This window comes from Lampropedia aestuarii (assembly GCF_004803635.1).
Taxonomy (GTDB): Bacteria; Pseudomonadota; Gammaproteobacteria; order Burkholderiales; family Burkholderiaceae_C; genus Lampropedia; species Lampropedia aestuarii.
On sequence record NZ_SSWX01000023.1, the window covers coordinates 20752 to 40391 of the forward strand.

General features: G+C 58.5%; 13 protein-coding genes and 1 pseudogene. 6 read left to right on the top strand and 8 right to left on the bottom strand.

The window, feature by feature from the left end; all coding sequences use genetic code 11:
- Positions 1 to 96 precede the first annotated feature (96 nt).
- Both E8K88_RS14930 and E8K88_RS14935 read right to left on the bottom strand, forming a co-directional pair.
- Positions 97 to 588 carry a cyanophycin metabolism-associated DUF1854 family protein gene (locus E8K88_RS14930; RefSeq protein ID WP_136407477.1) on the bottom strand — a complete coding sequence of 164 codons (492 nt, stop codon included), beginning with the start codon at positions 586 to 588 and terminating at the stop codon, positions 97 to 99.
- Positions 585 to 2882, bottom strand: a complete 2298-nt coding sequence (locus E8K88_RS14935) for a cyanophycin metabolism-associated ABC transporter (protein WP_136407478.1) — start codon at positions 2880 to 2882, stop codon at positions 585 to 587. Before E8K88_RS14935 ends, E8K88_RS14930 begins: the two co-directional genes overlap by 4 nt.
- A gap of 236 nt (positions 2883 to 3118) precedes the next feature.
- Between E8K88_RS14935 and E8K88_RS14940 the strand changes: the two genes are divergently transcribed.
- Together E8K88_RS14940 and E8K88_RS14945 are read left to right on the top strand one after the other, a co-directional pair.
- On the top strand, positions 3119 to 5302 hold the full coding sequence (locus E8K88_RS14940; RefSeq protein WP_136407479.1) for a cyanophycin synthetase: 2184 nt from the start codon (positions 3119 to 3121) through the stop codon (positions 5300 to 5302).
- Between the two features lie 100 nt (positions 5303 to 5402).
- A pseudogene (locus E8K88_RS14945) lies at positions 5403 to 7520 on the top strand (cyanophycin synthetase); the annotation flags it as partial.
- Positions 7521 to 7643: 123 nt separating this feature from the next.
- On the opposite strand, the gene rapZ reads toward E8K88_RS14945, so the two are convergent.
- From rapZ to E8K88_RS14965, 4 genes are all read right to left on the bottom strand, one after another.
- Positions 7644 to 8513: an RNase adapter RapZ gene (gene rapZ, locus E8K88_RS14950; protein ID WP_136407480.1), complete on the bottom strand. Its 870-nt coding sequence runs from the start codon at positions 8511 to 8513 to the stop codon at positions 7644 to 7646.
- On the bottom strand, positions 8506 to 10245 hold the full coding sequence (recN, locus tag E8K88_RS14955) for a DNA repair protein RecN (RefSeq protein ID WP_136407481.1): 1740 nt from the start codon (positions 10243 to 10245) through the stop codon (positions 8506 to 8508). Before recN ends, rapZ begins: the two co-directional genes overlap by 8 nt.
- Positions 10245 to 11141, bottom strand: a complete 897-nt coding sequence (locus E8K88_RS14960; RefSeq protein ID WP_136407509.1) for an NAD kinase — start codon at positions 11139 to 11141, stop codon at positions 10245 to 10247. The genes recN and E8K88_RS14960 overlap by 1 nt, the downstream gene beginning before the upstream one ends.
- Before the next feature lie 213 nt (positions 11142 to 11354).
- The gene (locus E8K88_RS14965) at positions 11355 to 12089 is read right to left on the bottom strand and encodes a helix-turn-helix domain-containing protein (RefSeq protein ID WP_136407482.1); all 735 of its coding nucleotides are present in this window, start codon (positions 12087 to 12089) and stop codon (positions 11355 to 11357) included.
- 177 nt (positions 12090 to 12266) lie between these two features.
- Between E8K88_RS14965 and E8K88_RS14970 the strand changes: the two genes are divergently transcribed.
- Positions 12267 to 13124, top strand: coding sequence for a hypothetical protein (locus tag E8K88_RS14970; protein ID WP_136407483.1), 858 nt, complete (start codon positions 12267 to 12269; stop codon positions 13122 to 13124).
- Positions 13125 to 13178: 54 nt separating this feature from the next.
- Complete coding sequence (locus E8K88_RS14975) at positions 13179 to 15167, top strand: MFS transporter (protein WP_136407484.1); 1989 nt, start codon at positions 13179 to 13181, stop codon at positions 15165 to 15167.
- Positions 15168 to 15221: 54 nt separating this feature from the next.
- Here the strand turns inward: E8K88_RS14975 and E8K88_RS14980 are convergent, their stop codons facing one another.
- Together E8K88_RS14980 and E8K88_RS18400 are read right to left on the bottom strand one after the other, a co-directional pair.
- Positions 15222 to 15836 carry a class I SAM-dependent methyltransferase gene (locus E8K88_RS14980; RefSeq protein ID WP_168797353.1) on the bottom strand — a complete coding sequence of 205 codons (615 nt, stop codon included), beginning with the start codon at positions 15834 to 15836 and terminating at the stop codon, positions 15222 to 15224.
- 397 nt (positions 15837 to 16233) lie between these two features.
- Positions 16234 to 17151: an OmpA family protein gene (locus tag E8K88_RS18400; protein WP_240754551.1), complete on the bottom strand. Its 918-nt coding sequence runs from the start codon at positions 17149 to 17151 to the stop codon at positions 16234 to 16236.
- Between the two features lie 508 nt (positions 17152 to 17659).
- Here E8K88_RS18400 and E8K88_RS14990 point away from each other — a divergent pair.
- A complete protein-coding gene (locus E8K88_RS14990; protein WP_136407486.1) occupies positions 17660 to 18916 on the top strand; it encodes a lipoprotein-releasing ABC transporter permease subunit in 1257 nt (418 codons plus the stop codon).
- Positions 18909 to 19604 carry a lipoprotein-releasing ABC transporter ATP-binding protein LolD gene (gene lolD, locus E8K88_RS14995; protein ID WP_136407487.1) on the top strand — a complete coding sequence of 232 codons (696 nt, stop codon included), beginning with the start codon at positions 18909 to 18911 and terminating at the stop codon, positions 19602 to 19604. The genes E8K88_RS14990 and lolD overlap by 8 nt, the downstream gene beginning before the upstream one ends.
- Positions 19605 to 19640 lie beyond the last annotated feature (36 nt).

The window sequence follows — 19640 nt, forward strand, 5'->3', positions numbered from 1 at the left end:
AATATATAGGTGCAATGACAGCGATCTCCGCCTCCATCAAAGTACCTTTCAACCTAAGAGCCTGTTCAAATTTTTGATGAACAGGCTGTGCGAACATCACAAAAACCGCTCCAACAACTTGCGCGAATGTTTGTCCAGCAGCGTGGTATCTGCAATACGGTATTGAACACCGTCCTGGCCTGTGATCAACAGTTTGGTGCGACCTTGCAGCTTGCGGATGTCTTCCTCGGCTTTGAGCACCATTTGCGTATCGCCACGGTCCGTTTGCACGTCCCAGGTACTGGGCGTGGCAAAACTGGAGACTTTGAAGATGCGCTGAATCGATGGCACAAATTCACGAATAGCCAAGTCCTGCTCAATCAATTGGCGGTGTTGGGGCTGCAACTCATCCATCTGCGCAACCCACAGCGCTTCCTTGCCATCAGTTGCCACCAGTGACAGGCCGCGAGTGGGTGCTGTAAGCGGAAACGCGCGCACAGGCGTCACCGCAGTGTGCACAGTGCCATCAGCCAAAGTCAGCACCAGACGGCCATGGGCATTGCGAACCAGCTGGATACCGGCCAGATCTGTGGGTGTCGTTTCAATCATGTCGATTCCTTGCTCTGTAACGTCAGGCCAGCAGCTTGCGCATCTTCTTCTGCACGGCGCGCTTGGGCGTCGTAGAGCCTGAAATAACTGCCCAGCTGGGCCATCAATTCGTCGTGGGGGCCCACTTCAACAATCTCGCCACGGTCCATCACCACCAGGCGATCGGCTTTGCGCAGCGTCGACAAGCGGTGGGCAATTGCAATGGTCGTGCGGCCTTTGACCAGGTTGTCCAACGCCTTCTGAATTTCTTTCTCGGTTTCTGTATCGACGGCCGAGGTCGCCTCGTCCAAAATCAGGATGCGCGGATCAATCAGCAAGGCCCGCGCAATCGAGATGCGTTGGCGCTCGCCGCCAGACAAGCCCTGACCGCGCTCCCCCACCAGCGAGTCGTAACCATGTGGCAGGCGTAAAATGAATTCATGCGCATGGGCCGCACGCGCCGCAGCGACAATTTCTTCAAAGGTCGCATCGGGTTTGCCGTAGGCAATATTCTCGGCAATCGTGCCGAAAAACAGAAACGGCTCTTGCAGCACCAAACCGATATTGCTGCGGTAGTCAGACACCGCCATGCGGCGTATATCGACGCCATCGAGCTGGATCGAGCCGTCACTGACATCATAAAAACGACAGATCAGGTTGACCAGAGTGCTTTTACCCGAGCCGCTGTGGCCCACCAGTCCAATCATCTCACCAGGCCTGATCTCCAGGTTCAAATGCTTGATCACTGCGCGGCTGCCGTAGCGGAAGCTGACGTCTTGCATCGTGATGGCGCCTTGCGCCTTGCCAGGCAGCCTGACCGGGCTGGCTGGCTCGGGCACGTTGCTGACATGGTCGAGGATGTCGAAAATACGCTTGGCCCCCGCAGCGGCCTTTTGCGTGACCGAGACAATGCGGCTCATCGAGTCCAGACGCGTATAAAAACGGCCGATATACGCAATAAAGGCGGTCAAAATACCCACGGTGATTTGGTCGTTGGCCACCAAATAGATACCAAAGGCCCAGATCACCAAAATGCCCAGCTCGGTCAGCAAGGTGATCGTCGGCGTGAACAAGGACCAGGTTTTGTTGACACGGTCGTTGGCATCCAGGTTGATGCGGTTGGCATCGGCGAAACGGGCGGACTCGCGCTTTTCCTGTGCAAACGCCTTGACGACACGGATGCCTGGAATGGTGTCGGCCAGCACATTCGTGACCTCAGACCACACGCGGTCAATCTTTTCAAAGCCGGTGCGCAGCTTGTCGCGCACCAGATGGATCATCCAGCAAATGAACGGCAAAGGCACCAGTGTGACAAGTGCCAGCCATGGGTTGATCGAGAACAAAATGACCGAGGTCATGATGATCATCAGCACATCGGTCGCAAAATCCAGTGCGTTGACCGACAAAAAGAGATTGATACGGTCCGTCTCCGAACCAATGCGCGACATCAAGTCGCCGGTGCGCTTGCTGCCGTAATAGTCCACCGACAAATTCAGCAAGTGGTTGTAGGTGGTAGTGCGCAAATTCGAGCCAATGCGCTCGGACACCTTGGCCAGCACAAACGTTCGCGCCCAACCAAGCACCCATGCCAGCATAGCCGACACTAGCAAGGCGCCCAAATAAAAGCTCACCAAACTCGGGTCGATTTTTTCGCCATTCTGAAACGGAATCAAAATCTTATCCATCAGCGGAATGGTCAGATACGGCGCCACCAACTGGGCAGCCGTTGTCGCCAGCGTCAGCACAAAACCCAACAGCAACTGGTGCTTGTAGGGTTTGGCAAAACGCCACAAACGCAGCAGCACCCAGGTCGAGGTATGCGGTGCCTGTCGACTCGCACAGACCGGACACTCATCGGTTTCAGGTGGCAATACCGTGTGGCAAGCCGGGCAGCGGGACTCATCATCCACCACCACCGGGCTATAAGTTTCGCCTTTGGCAATGCGCTCGCTTTGCTTGTCAAATTGTTGAACCAATTGCAACAACGATGTCTGTTGTGTCAACGTGATGAACCACTGGGCCAGGCGAGCGCTCTGATCGCTCAACTCCAGATTGCCTACGCCGCCGTGGTCCTGCAGTTTCAACACTTGATCGCCGGTCAACGGCCACTCTCTCCACTGCTTGGAGGCTGCGTCATAGGCCAGCAGGCGCGCCTGCGTGAGCGCTACAAGCCCTTGGGCATATTGCAATTGCGCGTTCAGGTCAACAGGGACCAGCGCTAATACGTTTTCATCAGCAGCGAGCTTGGCTCGCAATTCATCCCCCAAGGGGCTGGCAAACACGGTCGAGGCATCCACAAAATGGTGATGTTGCATGTAAAAAAATTTTCTCCGCCGATAACAGCGCCAATCGCCACGCGAACCAAGGCATGGTCATCGCAGGCGCTGCAGGCCCAACTATTTAAAAAACGCTTAGAGCCTGCTCTACAACTTGTTCTAACTGTTCTTACTAACGAGTGAGCCGCTATTTCTGCTGACAAGAGTCACAATGAATATATATATTGGCAAAATTGCAAAGAATTCTATCCAATCCCGCTCCACAGCTGACTGACATGGCGAAATACAACAACATTGAACTATTGCGCACCACGTTTTTGCGTGGCCCCAGTGTCTGGACCTACCGCCCTGTATTGGAAGTCTGGCTTGATCTGGGAGAACTTGAAGACTTCCCCTCCAACACCATTGACGGTCTCAATGAACGGCTGACTGCCTGGCTGCCCGACCTGATCGAGCATACATGCGGCATCGGCGAGCGCGGTGGCTTTATCCAGCGCCTCGAAGGCGGCACCTGGATGGGCCATGTGATGGAGCACGTGATCATTGAGCTCTTGAACCTGGCGGGCATGCCAGCCGAGTTTGGCCAGACGCGTGAAATCTCCAAGCGCGGCATCTACCGCATGGTGTTTCGCTGTCCAGAAGAAACCGTTGCCCGTGTGGCCTTGAAATGGGGTCACCAGCTGCTGATGGCCGCCATCAATGATGAGCCGTTTGAACTCAAACCCGCAATCCAGGCAATCAAGACCGCCATCAACGAACGCTATCTGGGCCCTTCGACTGGCTGCATCGTCGATGCCTGCACCGCACGGCGAATTCCGCATATCCGCCTGAACAGCGGCAACCTGGTGCAACTGGGCTATGGCGCAGCGCAGCGCCGCATCTGGACTGCAGAGAGCGATGAGACCAGCGCCATTGCCCAGGGCATCGCCCAGGACAAGGACTTCACCAAACGCCTGCTGAGCGCTTGCGGCGTGCCTGTGCCCGAAGGCCAGATCGTCGCCTCGGCCGATGAGGCCTGGCAAGTGGCGCAAAAAATTGGCTGCCCCGTCACTGTCAAACCTTCGGATGGCAACCATGCCCGTGGTGTCACGCTGGATCTATCGGAAGAAGCGGAGATCAAGGCAGCCTTTGCCTTGGCACAGCCGGAAGGCTCACAGGTGATTGTCGAAAAATTCATCGATGGCGTTGAGCACCGCCTGCTGGTGGTTGGCGGTCAAGTGGTTGCGGCCACCAAAGGCGAAACCGTCTCGGTGTATGGCGATGGCCAGGCCACGTTGCAGCAGCTGGTGGAAGTCCTGAATCAAGACCCACGCCGCGGCCCCGAGCATGAATACCCGCTGGACTGGATCAACCTGGAAGCTGGTGCGGTGAAACTCGAACTCAACCGCCAGCAACTCACACCTGATAGCGTGATTGCCAAAGGCCAGGCGGTGCTGCTGCAACGCAATGGCAATATGGCGATTGACTGCCTGGACGATGTGCACCCTGATGTCGCCTACTACGCAAGCCTGGCAGCCCAGATCGTGGGTCTGGACATTGCCGGCATGGACATGATTTTGAAAGACGTCTCCAAGCCTATGCTGGGCCAAGGCGCGATTTTGGAAGTCAATGCAGGGCCGGGCCTGTTGATGCACCTGAAACCGACCAGTGGCACGCCCCGCCCAGTTGGCATGGCCATTGCCGACCACCTGTTCCCGCGTGACGCTGGCAGCGATGCCGGACGTATTCCGATTGCCAGCATTGTCGGCACACGCGACAACGCCTTCATCGCCCGCCTAGTCGGCTGGCTGCTGCAACTGTCTGGCAAACACACCGGCGTGGCCAGCAGCGAGGGCATGTTCATTGCCAACAACCTGATCCAGCCCAGCAGTGCCAGCAACTGGGCCGGTGCCGAGCGCATCCTGACCAATAGCCTGGTACAAGCGGCTGTGATTCAAACCACGGCCCGCTCAATTCTCGAAGAAGGTCTGGCCTACGACCGCTGCCTGGTCGGTGTGGTCACCGACATGGATGGCTTTGAGTCACTGGCCGACCACGATGTGCTGGAGCCTGGGCAGATGCGCCGTGTGATGCGCACGCAAATTGATGTAGTGCTCAGCAACGGCGTGGGCGTTTTGAATGCCGATCTGCCCGAGGTCGCCGATCTGGCCGAGTTGTGCGATGGCGAGGTGATTCTGTACGCGAGCAGCGCAGACAACGAAACACTCACCGCACACCGTGCCAACACCGAAGCGCGCCGCGCAGGCGGCCGTGCAGTCTTGCTCAAAGGCACACAAGTCGTATTGGCCACGGGTGCCCAAGAGCGCGTATTGGGCACGCTGGATGCATTGGTGCTCTCTGGCGGCATCCGCCCAGACACATCGGCCTTGCTGGCAGCCATTGCGACGGCATGGGCGCTCGATATCACACCCGAGCTGATTGGCGCTGGCATCACAACTTTTGAGTACGCAATTCACTAAGCCAAGCCACGCGCACCCCCATCCCACTTGCTGAGGACTCACCGCGCAAGCGTTGGTCCCCCAAACACCCATAACGTGCTATCCAGCTGAAAGACACACAATGCAGATCAATCGCAGCCGCGCCCTGCGTGGCCCCAACCTGTGGACCCGCAGCACCGCCATCGAAACCATCGTTCATTGTGAAAACAGCGAACTGCGCTATAGCGCCATCGCTGGCTTTGAAGAGCAACTGCGTGCCCGCTTTCCCACCATTGGCATCTTGCAGCCCGAGGGCGCTGACCAGCCACTCTCGCTGGCCCATGTGCTGGAGCGCGCTGCCTTGTCGCTGCAAATCCAGGCCGGCTGCACAGTCAGTTTCAGCTGCACCCACGAAACAGTGCAGCCAGGCACCTTCCAGGTCGTGGTCGAGTACACCGAAGAATCGGTTGGCACACTGGCTTTAAAGCGCGCCGAGGAACTGATTCAAGCCGCTCTGGAGGACACACCGTTCGATCTCGACGCCTGCATTGCCGAGCTGCGCGAGCTCGACGAAAACGAGCGCATGGGCCCCTCGACCGCAGCGATTGTGCATGCCGCCATCGCGCGTGGGATTCCGTTTCGCCGACTCAACAGCGGCTCTTTGGTGCAACTGGGCTGGGGCTCGAAAGCACGGCGCTTTCAGGCCGCTGAAATCGACTCGACCAGCGCGGTGGCCGAATCGATTGCCCAAGACAAGGATTTGACCAAACGCCTGCTGCATGCCGCTGGCGTGCCGGTGCCACTAGGCCGCCCAGTCAAGAACGTGCACGATGCGTGGCTGGTGGCCGAAGCCATTGGCTTGCCAGTGGTGGTCAAGCCGCAAGACGGCAACCAAGGCAAAGGTGTGGTGGTCAACATCACCAGCCGCGAGGATCTTGAAAAGGCTTTCCATGTCGCCCGCGGCTTCAGCGAAGACGTGATGGTGGAGCGCTATTTGCCCGGTCACGACTTCCGCCTGCTGGTCGTAGGCCGACAACTGGTGGCCGCAGCGCGCCGTGAGCCACCACAAGTGCTGGGCGATGGCCAGAGCACTATTCGTGAACTGGTCGACATCGTCAACCAGGATCCGCGCCGCGGCAGCGGCCATGGCACGGCGCTGACCACCATCCGCCTCGATGACATCGCCATGGCCCGCCTTGCCAGCGAAGGCCTGACGCCAGAGTCCGTGCCAGCACAAGGCCAGCGTGTGGTGCTGCGCAACAACGCCAACCTGTCGACTGGTGGCAGCGCCACCGATGTGACCGATGACGTACACCCCAAAATCGCCGCCCGTGCGATTGAGGCGGCGCAAATCATTGGCCTGCACATTTGCGGCGTCGATGTGGTCTGTGAAACCATGCTCAAGCCCTTGGAAGAGCAAAACGGCGGTATTGTCGAAGTCAATGCGGCCCCAGGCTTGCGCATGCACCTTGCTCCCTCGTTTGGGCGCCCGCGCCATGTCGGCGAGCCCATGGTGGATGAACTCTACGCCCCCGGCGATGATGGCCGAATTCCGGTCGTTGCAGTAACGGGCACCAAGGGCAAAACCACCACGACCCGGGCCATTGCCCATTTGTTCGCCTCGCACGGCTGGCGCACCGCCATGGGCACGACCGATGGTGTCTTTGTCAACGGCAGGCAGATCCACACCGGCGATGGCTCAGGCCCAGCCAGCGCGCGCAATGCGCTGGCACACCCCGAAACCGATGCGGCCGTGCTCGAATGCGCACGCGGCGGCATTTTGCGTGAAGGCCTGGGCTTTGACCGCTGCCAGGTAGCCGTGATCACCAATGTCGGTAATGGCGAGTACCAGGGTCTGGACTACATCGTCACCAAAGAAGACGAAGCCGTGCTCAAACGCGTGGTTGTGCAAAACGTTGCCACTACCGGCTACGCCGTGCTGAACGCCGCCGACCCGCTGGTAGCCGCCATGGCCCATGTATGTCCTGGCAAAGTCATCTTTTTTGCCACGGACCGCCACCACCCGGTCATGCTCACCCACCGCGCACAAGGCAACCGGGTTGTCTATGTCGATGGGGATGCGATTGTCGCGGCCGAAAGCGCTTGGCGCGAAACCATCGCACTACGCGATATTCCACTGACGCGCAATGGCACGCTTGGCTTTGAAGTAGAGAACATCATGGCATCCATTGCGGCGGCATGGGCAGTCGATGTGCCATGGCAAACCATTCGCCGCGGCCTGTCGGGCTTTGCCAACGAGCAGCATTGAGCACATCGCCAGGGGTCTGAAGCGTTGGGCCTTGCGCAACTGCGTTGAGATAATGAACAGGCCCTAAGCCCTGATCGCCCAGCCAAGCTGGGCGACGCAATCCACTGAGACGGTTTAACCCGCCTGGCGCAAGGCGATTTCGCGGTGGCGCTTGAGCGTCGCCCACTCTTTGGCAAACGCCTGGGTCAAGCGCTCAACCAGGTAGACCGAGCGGTGCTGTCCACCGGTGCAGCCAATCGCTACACTGACATAGCTGCGGTGGTTCTCAACGTGGTGGGGCAGCCATTTCTTCAGAAAGTGGGCAATGTCGTTTTCCATCTCCAGCAGCAGTGGCTGGCCCTCAAAAAACGTGATCACATCCTGGTCCATGCCGGTCAAGGCCTTGAGCTTGGGCTCGTAATGCGGGTTGGGCAGCATACGCACATCAAACACGTAATCGGCATCGCGTGGCACACCGCGCTTGTACGAGAACGACTGAAACACCAGCGTCAAATGGCCCCGCGCCACACCCAGAAATTGTTTTAAGCTCGCCTGCAATTGGGCGGCACGGGTGTGGCTGGAGTCAATCACAAACGCCATATCACGCAAAGTGCCCATCAAATGGCGTTCGCGCAAAATCATTTGCACCAAGGCGTCGTCGCCATGGGCATCTTCGCCAGCGGCCAGCGGGTGCTTGCGGCGGGTTTCAGAGAAACGCCGCACCAAGGCATCGGTGGACGCATCCAAAAACACCACACGGACATTCACGCCCTGCTGCTTGACCGACTCCAGGAGATGCGGCACCAAAGGCAGCGAGGTGGCATTGCGCGCATCAATCGCAATTGCCAAGCGCGTGATGCGCTGGTTGCGCTCCAGCGCCAGGCTGGCCAGCAGCAGCTCCGGCGGCAGATTGTCGATGCAGTAGTAACCTGCATCCTCCAATGCGCTCAAAGCCACGGATTTTCCTGAACCGGACATGCCGGTCATCACTACGAGTTCACGCATGTTTGCTCCGTTTCGCTGTCGTTGCCTTGCGCCCTGCCCCCTGGCGAGCCAGGGCAGCCACATCCTGCTTGCCTGCTGCCAGCATTTCTTGCGCGTGCTCAAAACTGGCATCGGTCATTGGGTCACTGCCAAGCATGCGGGCAATTTCCTCTACCCGTGCATCGCCCTCAATCGGCACAACCATGCTGCTGACGCTTTGGGAGGTTTTGTGTTTGCGCACCAGCAAATGCTGGTCAGCACATGCCGCCACCTGCGGCAAGTGCGTCACTGCCAAGACCTGCCGGTCAATGCCCAGGCGGTGCATCAAGCTGCCAACGCTGTGTGCTACTGCACCACCAATGCCGGTATCGACCTCGTCAAAAACCAGGGTTTCAGTCAGGCCCAAACGGCTGGTGCACACCGCAATCGCCAAACTCACACGCGACAACTCACCGCCGGAGGCCACTTTGTTCAGTGGCTTGGCCACGCCTGCCGCATGGCTGGCAATCAAAAATTCGATTTCATCCAAACCATGGGCTTGGGGCTCGTCCAGCGTGCGCACCGCTACGGTGAACTGGCTGCCGACCATGCCCAGGCTTTGCATCGCCTCGGTAACGGCCTTGGCCAGTTGCGGCGCTGCGGCCTGGCGTTTGCGCGACAACACTCCCGCAGCGGCCAACAAAGCCTGCTTGCTGGCTTGCTCGGCCGCTGACAAGGCCTCCAGATCAATGCCGGCATCCAAGGCCTTGAGCTCTTGCTTCCAGTCGGCCCACAACTGCGGCAGGCTATCAGGGGTTTGGCGGTGGCGTCTGGCCAGGCTCAGCCATTGGCTCACACGCGCGTCCAGGCTTTCCAGATCCCCTGCATCCCACTCCTGTGACTGGGCGTAGTCGCGCAAGCTGCGCGAGACATCGGCCACTTGGTCTAACAGCTGCAGCAGCGTGTTTTCCCAGTCGCCAAACTGTGGTTCAATCGCGCGGTGCTCGGCCAAAGTGCTTGCGGCTTGGCTGAGCAATTGCGCAGCGCCGGTATCGCCCTCACTGCCATCGAGCAAGGCCCAGGCCTGGCTGGCTGCGCGTTGCAGGTCTTGCAGATGCGTCAGGCGCGTATGCTGGCTGTTGAGGCTCTCCCACTCGTCCTGCTGCGGCGCGAGTTTGCCCATTTCTTCAATTTGCCATTGCAGGCGCTCGCGGTCCTGGCGCAAGCGTGTGGCATTGGCCTGCGCTGCTTCCAAAGCCTCGACGGCCGCGCGCCAGTCGCGCCAGGCCTGCTGGGTGGGTCCGTCGTCGGCTTGCGCATAGGCATCGAGCAGGCTGCGCACCGACTGCGGCCGCATCAGGCTTTGCCAGGCATGCTGGCCGTGGATGTCGACCAGACTCTCGCCCAGCGTGTGCAACTGGCCAACAGTGGCGACCGAGCCGTTGATCCAGGCACGGCTCTTGCCTTGCACATCGACCGTGCGTCGCACCATCAAGGTTTCATGGGTGTCAAAGCCATGTGCATCCAACCATTGGTGCAGCGCCGCTGCAGCAGTGGCTGACACATCGAACTCGGCAACGATGTCGGCGCGTTGTGCGCCCTCGCGCACCAGACCCGATTCGGCCCTGGCGCCCAGTGCCATTTGCAGCGCATCGATCAAAATGGATTTACCGGCCCCGGTCTCGCCGCTGAGGACCGTGAAGCCATTTTGAAAATCCAGCTCCAACGATTGCACCAACACAAAGTCGCGCAATACCATACGTCGCAATGCCATCAGCTCCCCCCCTCATTCCAGCCGAGCTTGTTGCGCAGCATCGCAAAATAATTCCAGCCCTTGGGATGCAGAAAGCGTGCACGGAACTGCGAACGCTTGACATGCAAGGTATCGCCAATGAGCAACTCGGGCATATTGAGCATATCGTACTTGGCACTCATATCGCGCCCTGACAGCAGCTTCACGCTGATCTGGCTGCTATCGGGCAGCACCAGCGGCCGGTTGGAGAGTTTGTGCGGTGCAATCGGTGCGACCACCCAACCCGAGGTGGCCGGATGCACAATCGGGCCTCCGACCGACAGGGAGTAAGCCGTCGAGCCCGTAGGCGTGGCGATGATCAGGCCATCCGCACGTTGGTTGGAGACGAATTGCCCGTCGACCTCTACGCGAAACTCCAGCATGCCCGACATGGCGCCGCGCGAGACCACGACGTCATTGACCGCATGGCCATTGAAAATCTGCCTGCCTTCGCGCTCAATGGTGGCATGGATCAAGGGCCTGAAATCCTGGTCGTAGATGCCGTGCAACATCGGCCCGAGCTGGTCCTGGTAATGGTTGAGCGGCAAATCGGTCACAAAACCCAGGCGCCCTTGATTGATACCAATCAAAGGCGTGCCATATGGCGCCAGCTCTCTGGCAATGCCCAGCATCGTGCCATCGCCTCCAATTGCAATGCACAGCCCGCACTGCTCGCCAATTTGGCGCGGGGTCAGCAAAGGGTAGCCGGTGACGTCGAGGTTCATAGCGGATTCGGCCTCAAGCACCACTTCGCAGCCAAACTGCAACAAGAACTGGGCTACATCCTCGACCACGGCTCTGGCTGCCTTGCGCGCATCTTGCGAGGTTGTGATCTGGTACTTGCCCAGAATCGCGATTTTTTCAAAAGTGGTTTGCATGCGTTTGTCAGCATCAATCCCTGAGGCGGCCATTGCAAGAATCTTTTATGAAGTGAAGTTGTCGGTGTATCGCGGTGCGCAGCCAGCAACAGCCGCGCCACACCAGTGTTTCAAAGTATAGCCTCTGGCCTGCTCTGCCAGTGCGCCAGTCACGCATATGCATTGAAAGAACGCGTAAATACCACGCCTTCAACCATCCCCCGCCACAAGCCTTTATTTGCGCCGCAAGGCCGTAAACGCCGCATACTCCCAACGGCGCAAGGCCAGAACCATCGTATAGCCCTCACGCTCGCTGGGAGGCACTTTTTGGTCGTTGAGGTGCTGGGTCGAAAAATCCTGGCCGAGCTTGTGCATGCGCTCGAGCAATCCGGGCGCCGCAGCGCGGCTGATATTGCCATGCACCAGAAACAAGCCTTCATCCTCATGGGCAAAATGGCCGCCAAAATAATCCAGCGCCACATTTTCACGAAAGAATTGCATGACCGGGCCATTGGCACGCCATTTGAATGTTTTGGCCAATTTCAAACGGTAGCGGTTCAAAGGGCGCAGCTCCAAAATGCCCAGACGGTCAAGTTGCGCCAGGTATTTGACGCACTCGGCCTCGCTAATTTGGTAGGCGGCCACCATTTGCTCCAGCGTCCACAGGCTCATGGCATTCACCGCCACCAGCAGCAGCTTTTTATCGGCCACGACCACGCGCTCCTGCTCCAGTGTGAGCTGGGCCATCATGGGCTGCTGGTCGGCCACGCGTCTGGCCAAGTCCACAAAATCCAGTCCCATCGCCTGGCATATCGCATCGATGCGTGACAGCGCCATATCGCCCTTGGCCAGCATGCGTTTGACGCTGGACTCGGCCATGTCCATCGCAGCCGCCAAATCTGCATAGGTCATCTGGCTGCTTTTGAGTTCTTTTTTAATCGCCAATACCAATTCCTTACTCGACCCCATCGCTTGCTCCCCTCTGACTTTGCATGCGCAGCATTTGAAAAACTCCATCCAATGTATCAATTATTGATACTCGGCATTGCAAAAAAGCGCGGTCTGGATAATTCCGTACTGCTTTTCGATCCATTGCGAAGACACTGCAGGCCTTGTCCACTGACCACGCACCGTGTCTTCTTCGCCATGTCTTCATACCCTGCTTTCTTTGCCTCGCCGCAGCGCGCACATGCCAGTCCTTGGCTCTTGTTGGGCTGGGGCGTCTTGCTGTGCCTGGCCGCAGCCTTATTGCCTGCGCTGCCGCAAGCGGCGCACTACCATGACTTTGCCGATGCACGCACGCTCATGGGCATTCCTTATGCGATGGATGTGCTGAGCAACCTGCCTTTGTTGCTGGCCGGTCTGGCCATCGCTTGGCAATTGCGCCGCTTTGCCCACACCAGCGCACAACCACTGCCGATGTGGGGCTGGTTATTGGCACTTGCCGCGCTGGGTTTTGCAGTGACGGCACTGGCCTCCTCAATCTACCACTGGCAGCCCGATGACGCGGGTGTGTTCTGGGACCGCCTGGCGATGGGCGTGATTTTTGCTGCCGTGATCGGACTGGCAGTGGGCCAAATCTATGGCGCATTGACTGCTGCAACGGCAGCGTTGCTGACCTTGGCCGCGGCCGTGCTGGCTTTGTGGATTTGGCGCAAGACCGGCAACTTCACGCCCTGGATTGTGTTGCAAGCTGGCGGCATGCTGCTGCTCTTGGCGATTGCTTGCCAGCCAAGGCATTCGCCCTTGCGCCAGGCAGCTGTGCCTTTGCTGCCACTGGGCGCCTTGATTGCCTGGTACAGCCTGGCCAAACTGGCCGAGTTGGGTGACCACGGCGTGTTTGCCGTGACTGCGGGTTTGCTCTCGGGCCACAGCCTCAAGCACATTCTGGCTGCATTGGCCGCTTGGCCTTTGCTGCAAATGCTGTATAACGCTCAGGCCGACTTGGCTGAGCCTTTCTCAGTACGCCTTGCAGGACCTGCGCACCCCTGCCGTAGCGTGTGAATGGTGGGGCTGTGACGGCCCCTTCTCTTTGTTGCCGCCTCATTGTTTTTTCCCATGGCCTCCAATCAAGACCCAAGCAACCAAGCCCCCAGCAAGCCACTGGCCCCTAAAGAGGTCTGTCAATTCAAACTGCTGGCACAAAAGCGTTTTGCCCCATTTTTCTGGACGCAGTTTGCCGGTGCCGCCAACGACAATCTGTTCAAGTTCGCCTTCACTGTCTTGGTCACCTACCAGCTGACGATCAGTTGGCTGCCAGCGCATATGGCAGGCCTGGTGATTGGTGCGGTCTTCATACTGCCGTATTTGCTGTTCTCGGCCACTGCGGGCCAACTGGCCGACAAATACCCGCACCAGTTGATTATTCGGCGTCTCAAGTTGCTGGAAGTCGCGATCATGGTGCTGGCGGCGGTGGCCTTTTTCTTCAACTGGATCGCCGTGCTCTTGCTGTGCATCTTTTTAATGGGCTTGCAGTCCACGCTGTTTGGCCCGGTCAAATACGCGTATTTGCCGCTGCAACTGCGCCCCGCCGAATTGACCGGTGGCAATGGCATGATCGAGATGGGCACCTTTGTCGCCATCGTGCTGGGTAGCCTGGTAGGTGGCGTCCTGATTGATGCGGGCAGCGCAGGTCGCATCTATGTCGCCACTGGCTGCATGGTGCTGGCGATGGTCGGTTACTGGAGCAGCACCCGCATTCCAACGATGGCGGCGACCGATCCTGGGCTGCGCATCAACCTGAACCCGTTCAGTGAGACCTGGAAGAACCTCAGCATTGCGCGCCAGAACGTTGTGGTGTTTCGCTCGGTGCTGGGTATCAGCTGGATGTGGTTTGTCGGCTCGGTACTGATGAGCCAGTTCCCAGTCATTGCCAAGGAAGTGCTGTACGGCAATACCCAGGTCGCCTCTTTGCTGCTGGCGGTGTTTGCGATTGGTATCGGCATCGGCTCGCTGCTGTGCGAGGTGCTCTCGCACAAGCAAGTTGAGATTGGCCTGGTGCCGGTAGGCGCCCTGGGTATGAGTGTGTTTTTAGTGGATTTGTATTTCGCCACACGCCATTTGCCCGATCCGGGCCATTTGCTGAGCGTGGCAGAGTTCGCCAGCTCCCTGGCCAATTGGCGTGTGATGGTCGATTTGCTGCTGCTGTGCCTGTTCACCGGACTTTACAGCGTGCCGATGTATGCGCTGGTGCAAATGCGCTCGCAGCCATCGCACCGCGCCCGCATCATCGGCGCCAACAATATTCTCAACGCCGTGTTCATGATTGCCAGCGCCATTCTGACGGGTTTGCTGCTGCAATGGGGCTTGAGCATTCCGCAAATCTTCCTGGTGCTGGCCCTTGCCAATGCAGTTGTCGGCGCCTATGTCTTCTTGCTAGTGCCCGAGTATTTGCTGCGTTTTGTAGCCTGGATTCTCACGCATTTGGTCTACCGCTTCAGCATCCGCGGGCGCGAGAACATACCCGCCGCAGGCCCGGCCATTCTGGCGTGCAACCATGTGAGCTTTGTCGATGCCGTGTTGCTGATGGCCGCCAGTCCCAGACCGATTTACTTCATCATGGACTACCGGATTTTTCGCAACCCGGTGCTGGGCATTATTTTCCGCATGGCCAAGGCGATCCCGATTGCGCCGCAGCGCGAAGACCCAGCCGCCTTTGAAGCCGCCTTTGCCAAAGCCGCTGAGGCCTTGCGCAACGGCGATCTGGTCGGCATTTTTCCCGAGGGCGCGATCACCCGAGACGGCCAATTGCAACGCTTTCGGCGTGGCTTGCAAAAGATTGTGACAGACGTACAGGCCGAAGGCATCAACCCACCAATCGTGCCAATGGCCTTGTCCAATCTGTGGGGCTCGTTCTTCTCACGCATCGAAGTGCGTGACGGCCAGAATGTCGCAATGGTCAAGCCATTTCGCCGTGGCATGTTCAGCCCCGTTGGCCTGGACATAGGCCCTGCAATGCCGAGCCATACCAGCCCTGAAGAGCTGCAAAAGCAGGTGCAGGCCTTGCTAGAGCAAGCTGGCCAAGCCCAGCCATCCGCCTCGGCTTAAACGCGCTTAAACAGTCTCAACGCGGGCATTTGTCAAGTGTTGTGACTGTGCCGCTTATGGTTGCTGCCACAAACGCCACACATGGGCGGGTGGCACATTGGCCAGCACCGTGTCGGTACGCTCGGCCTGCAAGCCCATGCGCTGGCGCACACCGGCAAGTACCGGGCAGCGCAAACCATACGTGAATAAATACAGCGACTGGCCTGGCCGCAAGGCTGCAAACACGCTGCGCACAATGCGCAATTGTTGTGTGCTGTTCATATTGAGCAAGGGCAAGCCACAAACTACTGCTGCCAGCGGTGGAATGGCATCGGCTTGTTGCTCGTTCAAGCGCTCCAAACGGCACGCATCCTCAGTCACGATGCGCGCGTGTGGAAACTGTCTGCGCAGCTCCTCGGCCATCGCCAAGTCACGCTCAACCAGGATCAAATCCTGCTGCGCCAGGCCGCGTGCCAGCATTGCCCGGGTGAACACCCCCGTGCCCACGCCCAACTCCAGCACAGGCCCTGCGCCTGGTTCAATGTGTTGCGTGATCGCACGGGCCAGCGCAGTGCCAGAAGGCACGAGAGCCCCGACTGCCTTCGGGTTTTTACGCCACGCCTGGTAGAAGTTTCGGTACTCGTGTGCAATGGTGGACCTTGCATGCCATGCGGCCTTGATGGCTTGCATTGGCTCTGTTTTACCGATAGCTCTCATCGCATACGACTTTCCATCATGTAGAGGGGCTGGTCTACGCATCAGCTAACCGATGCACGCAACCATTGTTCACCATTATGCATACCTCCAGCCCGACCAAGGCGAACCGGACTGGGAATACCAACTGCCATTTTGCACTTTCACTGCAATAGTAATGAATTGTTTAACAAATCCATAGACCGGATTCTCCCTAGCCTGCCGCTGACTTTGTAGGCACTCCAGCGGCTGCACTCGTGCACCGGCCATGCATGCCCGAACAACCGGCCAGCCAAACAGCGCGCTAAAGAGCCAACAGATGGCGCCACGATAGGCGAAAAAAAAAAGAACCGGATCAACCGGTTCTTTTGGCTCGCTCAGAGGGCGCAGGGCATCAGTCTTCGATGCGCACTTCCACGCGGCGCGCCTGGGCGTTGCTGCCGGTGCCGGTATTGGACTGAGGGCGCTCCAATTCGATTTTGTCTTCAGGAATATTCAATGACAGCAGCTTGTCGCGCACCGCAAAAGCGCGTTTTTTGGACAGTTCTTCATTGACAGCCGCATCGCCTGTAGCATCGGTAAAGCCTGAAATCACGGCACGCTTGCCGCTATTGACTGCAGCGACCACGTCGAGCAGCGCTTCAGAAGCACCATCGGCCAAGCTGTCACTGCCAACACCGAAGTAGAACTTCACCACCCCATCTTCCACTGCAACGCTAGGGCCGTCATTGCCCGCATTGGCTTGCTGCGGCTCAGCCTGTGGCACTGCGGCAATATTAGCAGCTGCACCAGCGGGCTGCACCTGCAACTCAATGCGCTGTGCATGGGCCCAATCCTGGCTCTGCGCATCCGTCTGTGTGCCAGCCAAAGCCAGCTTCTCGGCAGGCACTCCCAAACGCATCAACTGGGCACGCACCAGACCGATGCGGTCATTGACCAGCGCCTCAGGAGCCGCAGTCGCAGGCGACAGGCCATTGAACGCGGTCAACACGATCACGCTGCCGGCCTTGGCCTGCTCAATCAGCTTGGCCAGCGCTACCTGGGCTTGGCCATCCGCAGGCACTGCCGCCTGGTCTTGAGTGAAGTAATAACGCGCCAGCGTGTCACTCTCCATCACAAATGGCTGTGAATGCGCAGCCTCAGGCACCGTCCCTGCCGCAATCGAGGAAATCACCTCAACCGCTGCCACTGGTTGTTTTGCCAGCACAGTGTGCGCACCAAACCAGACCACGCCAACCACGGTAGCGGCAATCAAACTGGAGACGAGTAACAGCGCGATCCCTGATTCGCTGTCATTGTTTTGCTGTGACATAAAACTTCCTGAAATGGCGCACTCAAAGCAAGCGCGTAGTGAAGATTGAAGCAAAGCCGTGCTTGTAACAGGGTCTGAGCCCCATCCATGCCCACCGTCTTTGCCGCACATGAACCAGATGAAAATAATGGCAGGCGCATTGTATGCGCAACTGGATTTCTTCCCAAATTGCCACTGACCCAAGCTGGTGCCAGTGCAGCGTTTATGCACCTTGGCGCGGGTTTGCTGGCACCACTCCGAATCGCTCCATATGTATCGCCAGCGTATCCATACGTGACAAATTTTGCATTAGGCAAAACAGCCAGGCCTGCATGGGCACAGCGCCAGCGCGGCTTGCGTCCGCAGTCCGCCACTTTCATGCACAATGGCCGCTTTATTCAAAAGAAGTGCTGGGCCAGTCACTGCGAGAGGCGCACAACAAGCCTGCTTGGGCGATTTCTGCCATGGCATTGGCGACAGCTTTTCTTGGCCTTTTGCTGCTTTAGGCAAGCATCTTCCAACACTTTCTATGCAAACTCCTTACGAATGGGCCATGGGCTGGCGCTACACGCGTGCCGGTCGCACCAGCCAAAGCAAGGGCCTGCTGTCCTTTGTGGCCAGTGTGTCGGCGATTGGCATTGCGCTGGGCGTGGCGGCGCTGATCATTGTTTTGTCAGTGATGAATGGCTTTCAGCGCGATGTGCGTGACCGCATGCTCTCGGTGGTCTCACATATTGAGGTCTTCGCGCCACAAGGCGGCACACTGCCCAGTGTCGAGCGTGTGACCGAACAGGTGATGCAGAACCCCGAAGTCATTGGGGTTGCGCCATTTGTCTCGGTGCAGGCTTTGCTGGCACGCGGTGATGACATGCGCGGCGTGGTGCTGCGCGGCATTGATCCGGAGCTGGAGCCCCAGGTCACGGAACTGGCCAGCAGCATCAACCAAGAGGTGCTCAATCAACTCACCCCAGGCAGCTTTCATATTGTGCTTGGCAAAGAGCTGGCGCAATTGCTAGGCGTGAAGCCTGGTGACAATGTCACGGTAGTGGCGCCATCTGGCCAAGTCACGCCGGCTGGTGTGCTGCCAAGACTCAAACAGGCCAAAGTAGTTGGCACCTTCGACTCAGGCCACTACGAATACGACTCGGGCATGGCGATGATGCAGTACGAGGACATGCAGCGGATTTTCCGCCTGGATGCACCCACGGGCATTCGCCTCAAGCTCAAAGACCTGCACAAAGCCCCAGAAGTTGTGCAGCAACTGGCCAGCAGCCTCACCGACCCATTGCTGCTGCGCGACTGGACCATGCAAAACCGCAATTGGTTCATTGCCGTACAAATGGAAAAGCGCATGATGTTCATCATCTTGACCCTGATCATCGGCGTGGCTGCGTTCAACCTGGTCGCCACCCTGGTGATGACGGTGGCCGATAAACGCGCGGACATTGCGATTTTGCGTACCTTGGGCGCGACGTCTGGCTCGATCATGGCCATCTTTGTCGTGCAAGGTGCGATGGTCGGGGTGCTGGGTACTTTGGCCGGGTTGGTGATGGGGCTGGCGGTAGCCTACAACATCGATGTGATTGTGCCTGCCATTGAAAAAGTGCTGGGTTTTCAGTTCCTGCCCAAAGACGTCTATCTGGTCAGCGAAATCCCTAGCGATCCGCAGATGCAGGACATTGCATACATCTGTTTGGTCGCGCTGGTGCTCGCCTTTGTCGTGACCCTGTATCCAAGCTGGCGCGCCAGCCGAATCAATCCAGCGGAGGCTTTGCGCTATGAGTAAAGTGATTTTGAGCGCCCACCAGTTGGTCAAGCGCTTTGCCGAAGGCGCACTGGATGTGACGGTACTTAAAGACCTGTCGCTGGATGTCTATGCTGGCCAAACCTTGGCCATTGTGGGCTCCTCAGGCTCGGGCAAAAGTACCTTGCTGCATATCTTGGGCGGGCTGGACAAACCCAGCAGCGGCTCGGTCGTGCTCGATGGCCAGCAACTGGAGACCATGAGCACCAACCAGCGCGGCGCTATGCGCAACCGCAAAATGGGTTTTGTCTACCAGTTTCACCACTTGCTGCCGGAGTTGACCGCCCTTGAAAACGTCGCCATGCCACTGCGGATTCGCCGCGTTGGCCAGGCACAATGCCGCGAAAAAGCCAGCGCAATTTTGCGCAAAGTCGGTCTGGGCGAGCGTTTGCAGCACCGCCCGTCCGAGCTTTCAGGTGGCGAGCGCCAACGTGTCGCAATTGCCAGGGCCTTGGTGACAGACCCGGTTGTCGTACTGGCTGACGAACCCACTGGCAACCTGGACAAAGACACGGCCGATGCCGTGTTTGCCATGATGCTGGAGCTGGCCAGAGACCACGGCACGGCTTTCGTGCTGGTGACCCATGACCAGTCGCTGGCCGCACGCTGCGACCGCCAATTGCAGCTGGTCTCGGGACGTTTCACGGCGCCTGCGCAGGCGCAGGCATAGACGAATCAAAGCGCTGCCTGCTACAGTGACGCTCTA

Coding starts and splice junctions, on each gene's coding strand:
- E8K88_RS14935 (WP_136407478.1), bottom strand. CDS start 2,882: ATGCAACATCACCATTTTGTGGATGCCTCGACCGTGTTTGCCAGCCCC.
- E8K88_RS14970 (WP_136407483.1), top strand. CDS start 12,267: ATGTCTTCATACCCTGCTTTCTTTGCCTCGCCGCAGCGCGCACATGCC.
- E8K88_RS14930 (WP_136407477.1), bottom strand. CDS start 588: ATGATTGAAACGACACCCACAGATCTGGCCGGTATCCAGCTGGTTCGC.
- E8K88_RS14960 (WP_136407509.1), bottom strand. CDS start 11,141: ATGCAAACCACTTTTGAAAAAATCGCGATTCTGGGCAAGTACCAGATC.
- recN (WP_136407481.1), bottom strand. CDS start 10,245: ATGGCATTGCGACGTATGGTATTGCGCGACTTTGTGTTGGTGCAATCG.
- E8K88_RS14940 (WP_136407479.1), top strand. CDS start 3,119: ATGGCGAAATACAACAACATTGAACTATTGCGCACCACGTTTTTGCGT.
- E8K88_RS14980 (WP_168797353.1), bottom strand. CDS start 15,836: ATGCAAGCCATCAAGGCCGCATGGCATGCAAGGTCCACCATTGCACAC.
- E8K88_RS14975 (WP_136407484.1), top strand. CDS start 13,179: ATGGCCTCCAATCAAGACCCAAGCAACCAAGCCCCCAGCAAGCCACTG.
- lolD (WP_136407487.1), top strand. CDS start 18,909: ATGAGTAAAGTGATTTTGAGCGCCCACCAGTTGGTCAAGCGCTTTGCC.
- E8K88_RS14990 (WP_136407486.1), top strand. CDS start 17,660: ATGCAAACTCCTTACGAATGGGCCATGGGCTGGCGCTACACGCGTGCC.
- E8K88_RS18400 (WP_240754551.1), bottom strand. CDS start 17,151: ATGTCACAGCAAAACAATGACAGCGAATCAGGGATCGCGCTGTTACTC.
- E8K88_RS14965 (WP_136407482.1), bottom strand. CDS start 12,089: ATGGGGTCGAGTAAGGAATTGGTATTGGCGATTAAAAAAGAACTCAAA.
- rapZ (WP_136407480.1), bottom strand. CDS start 8,513: ATGCGTGAACTCGTAGTGATGACCGGCATGTCCGGTTCAGGAAAATCC.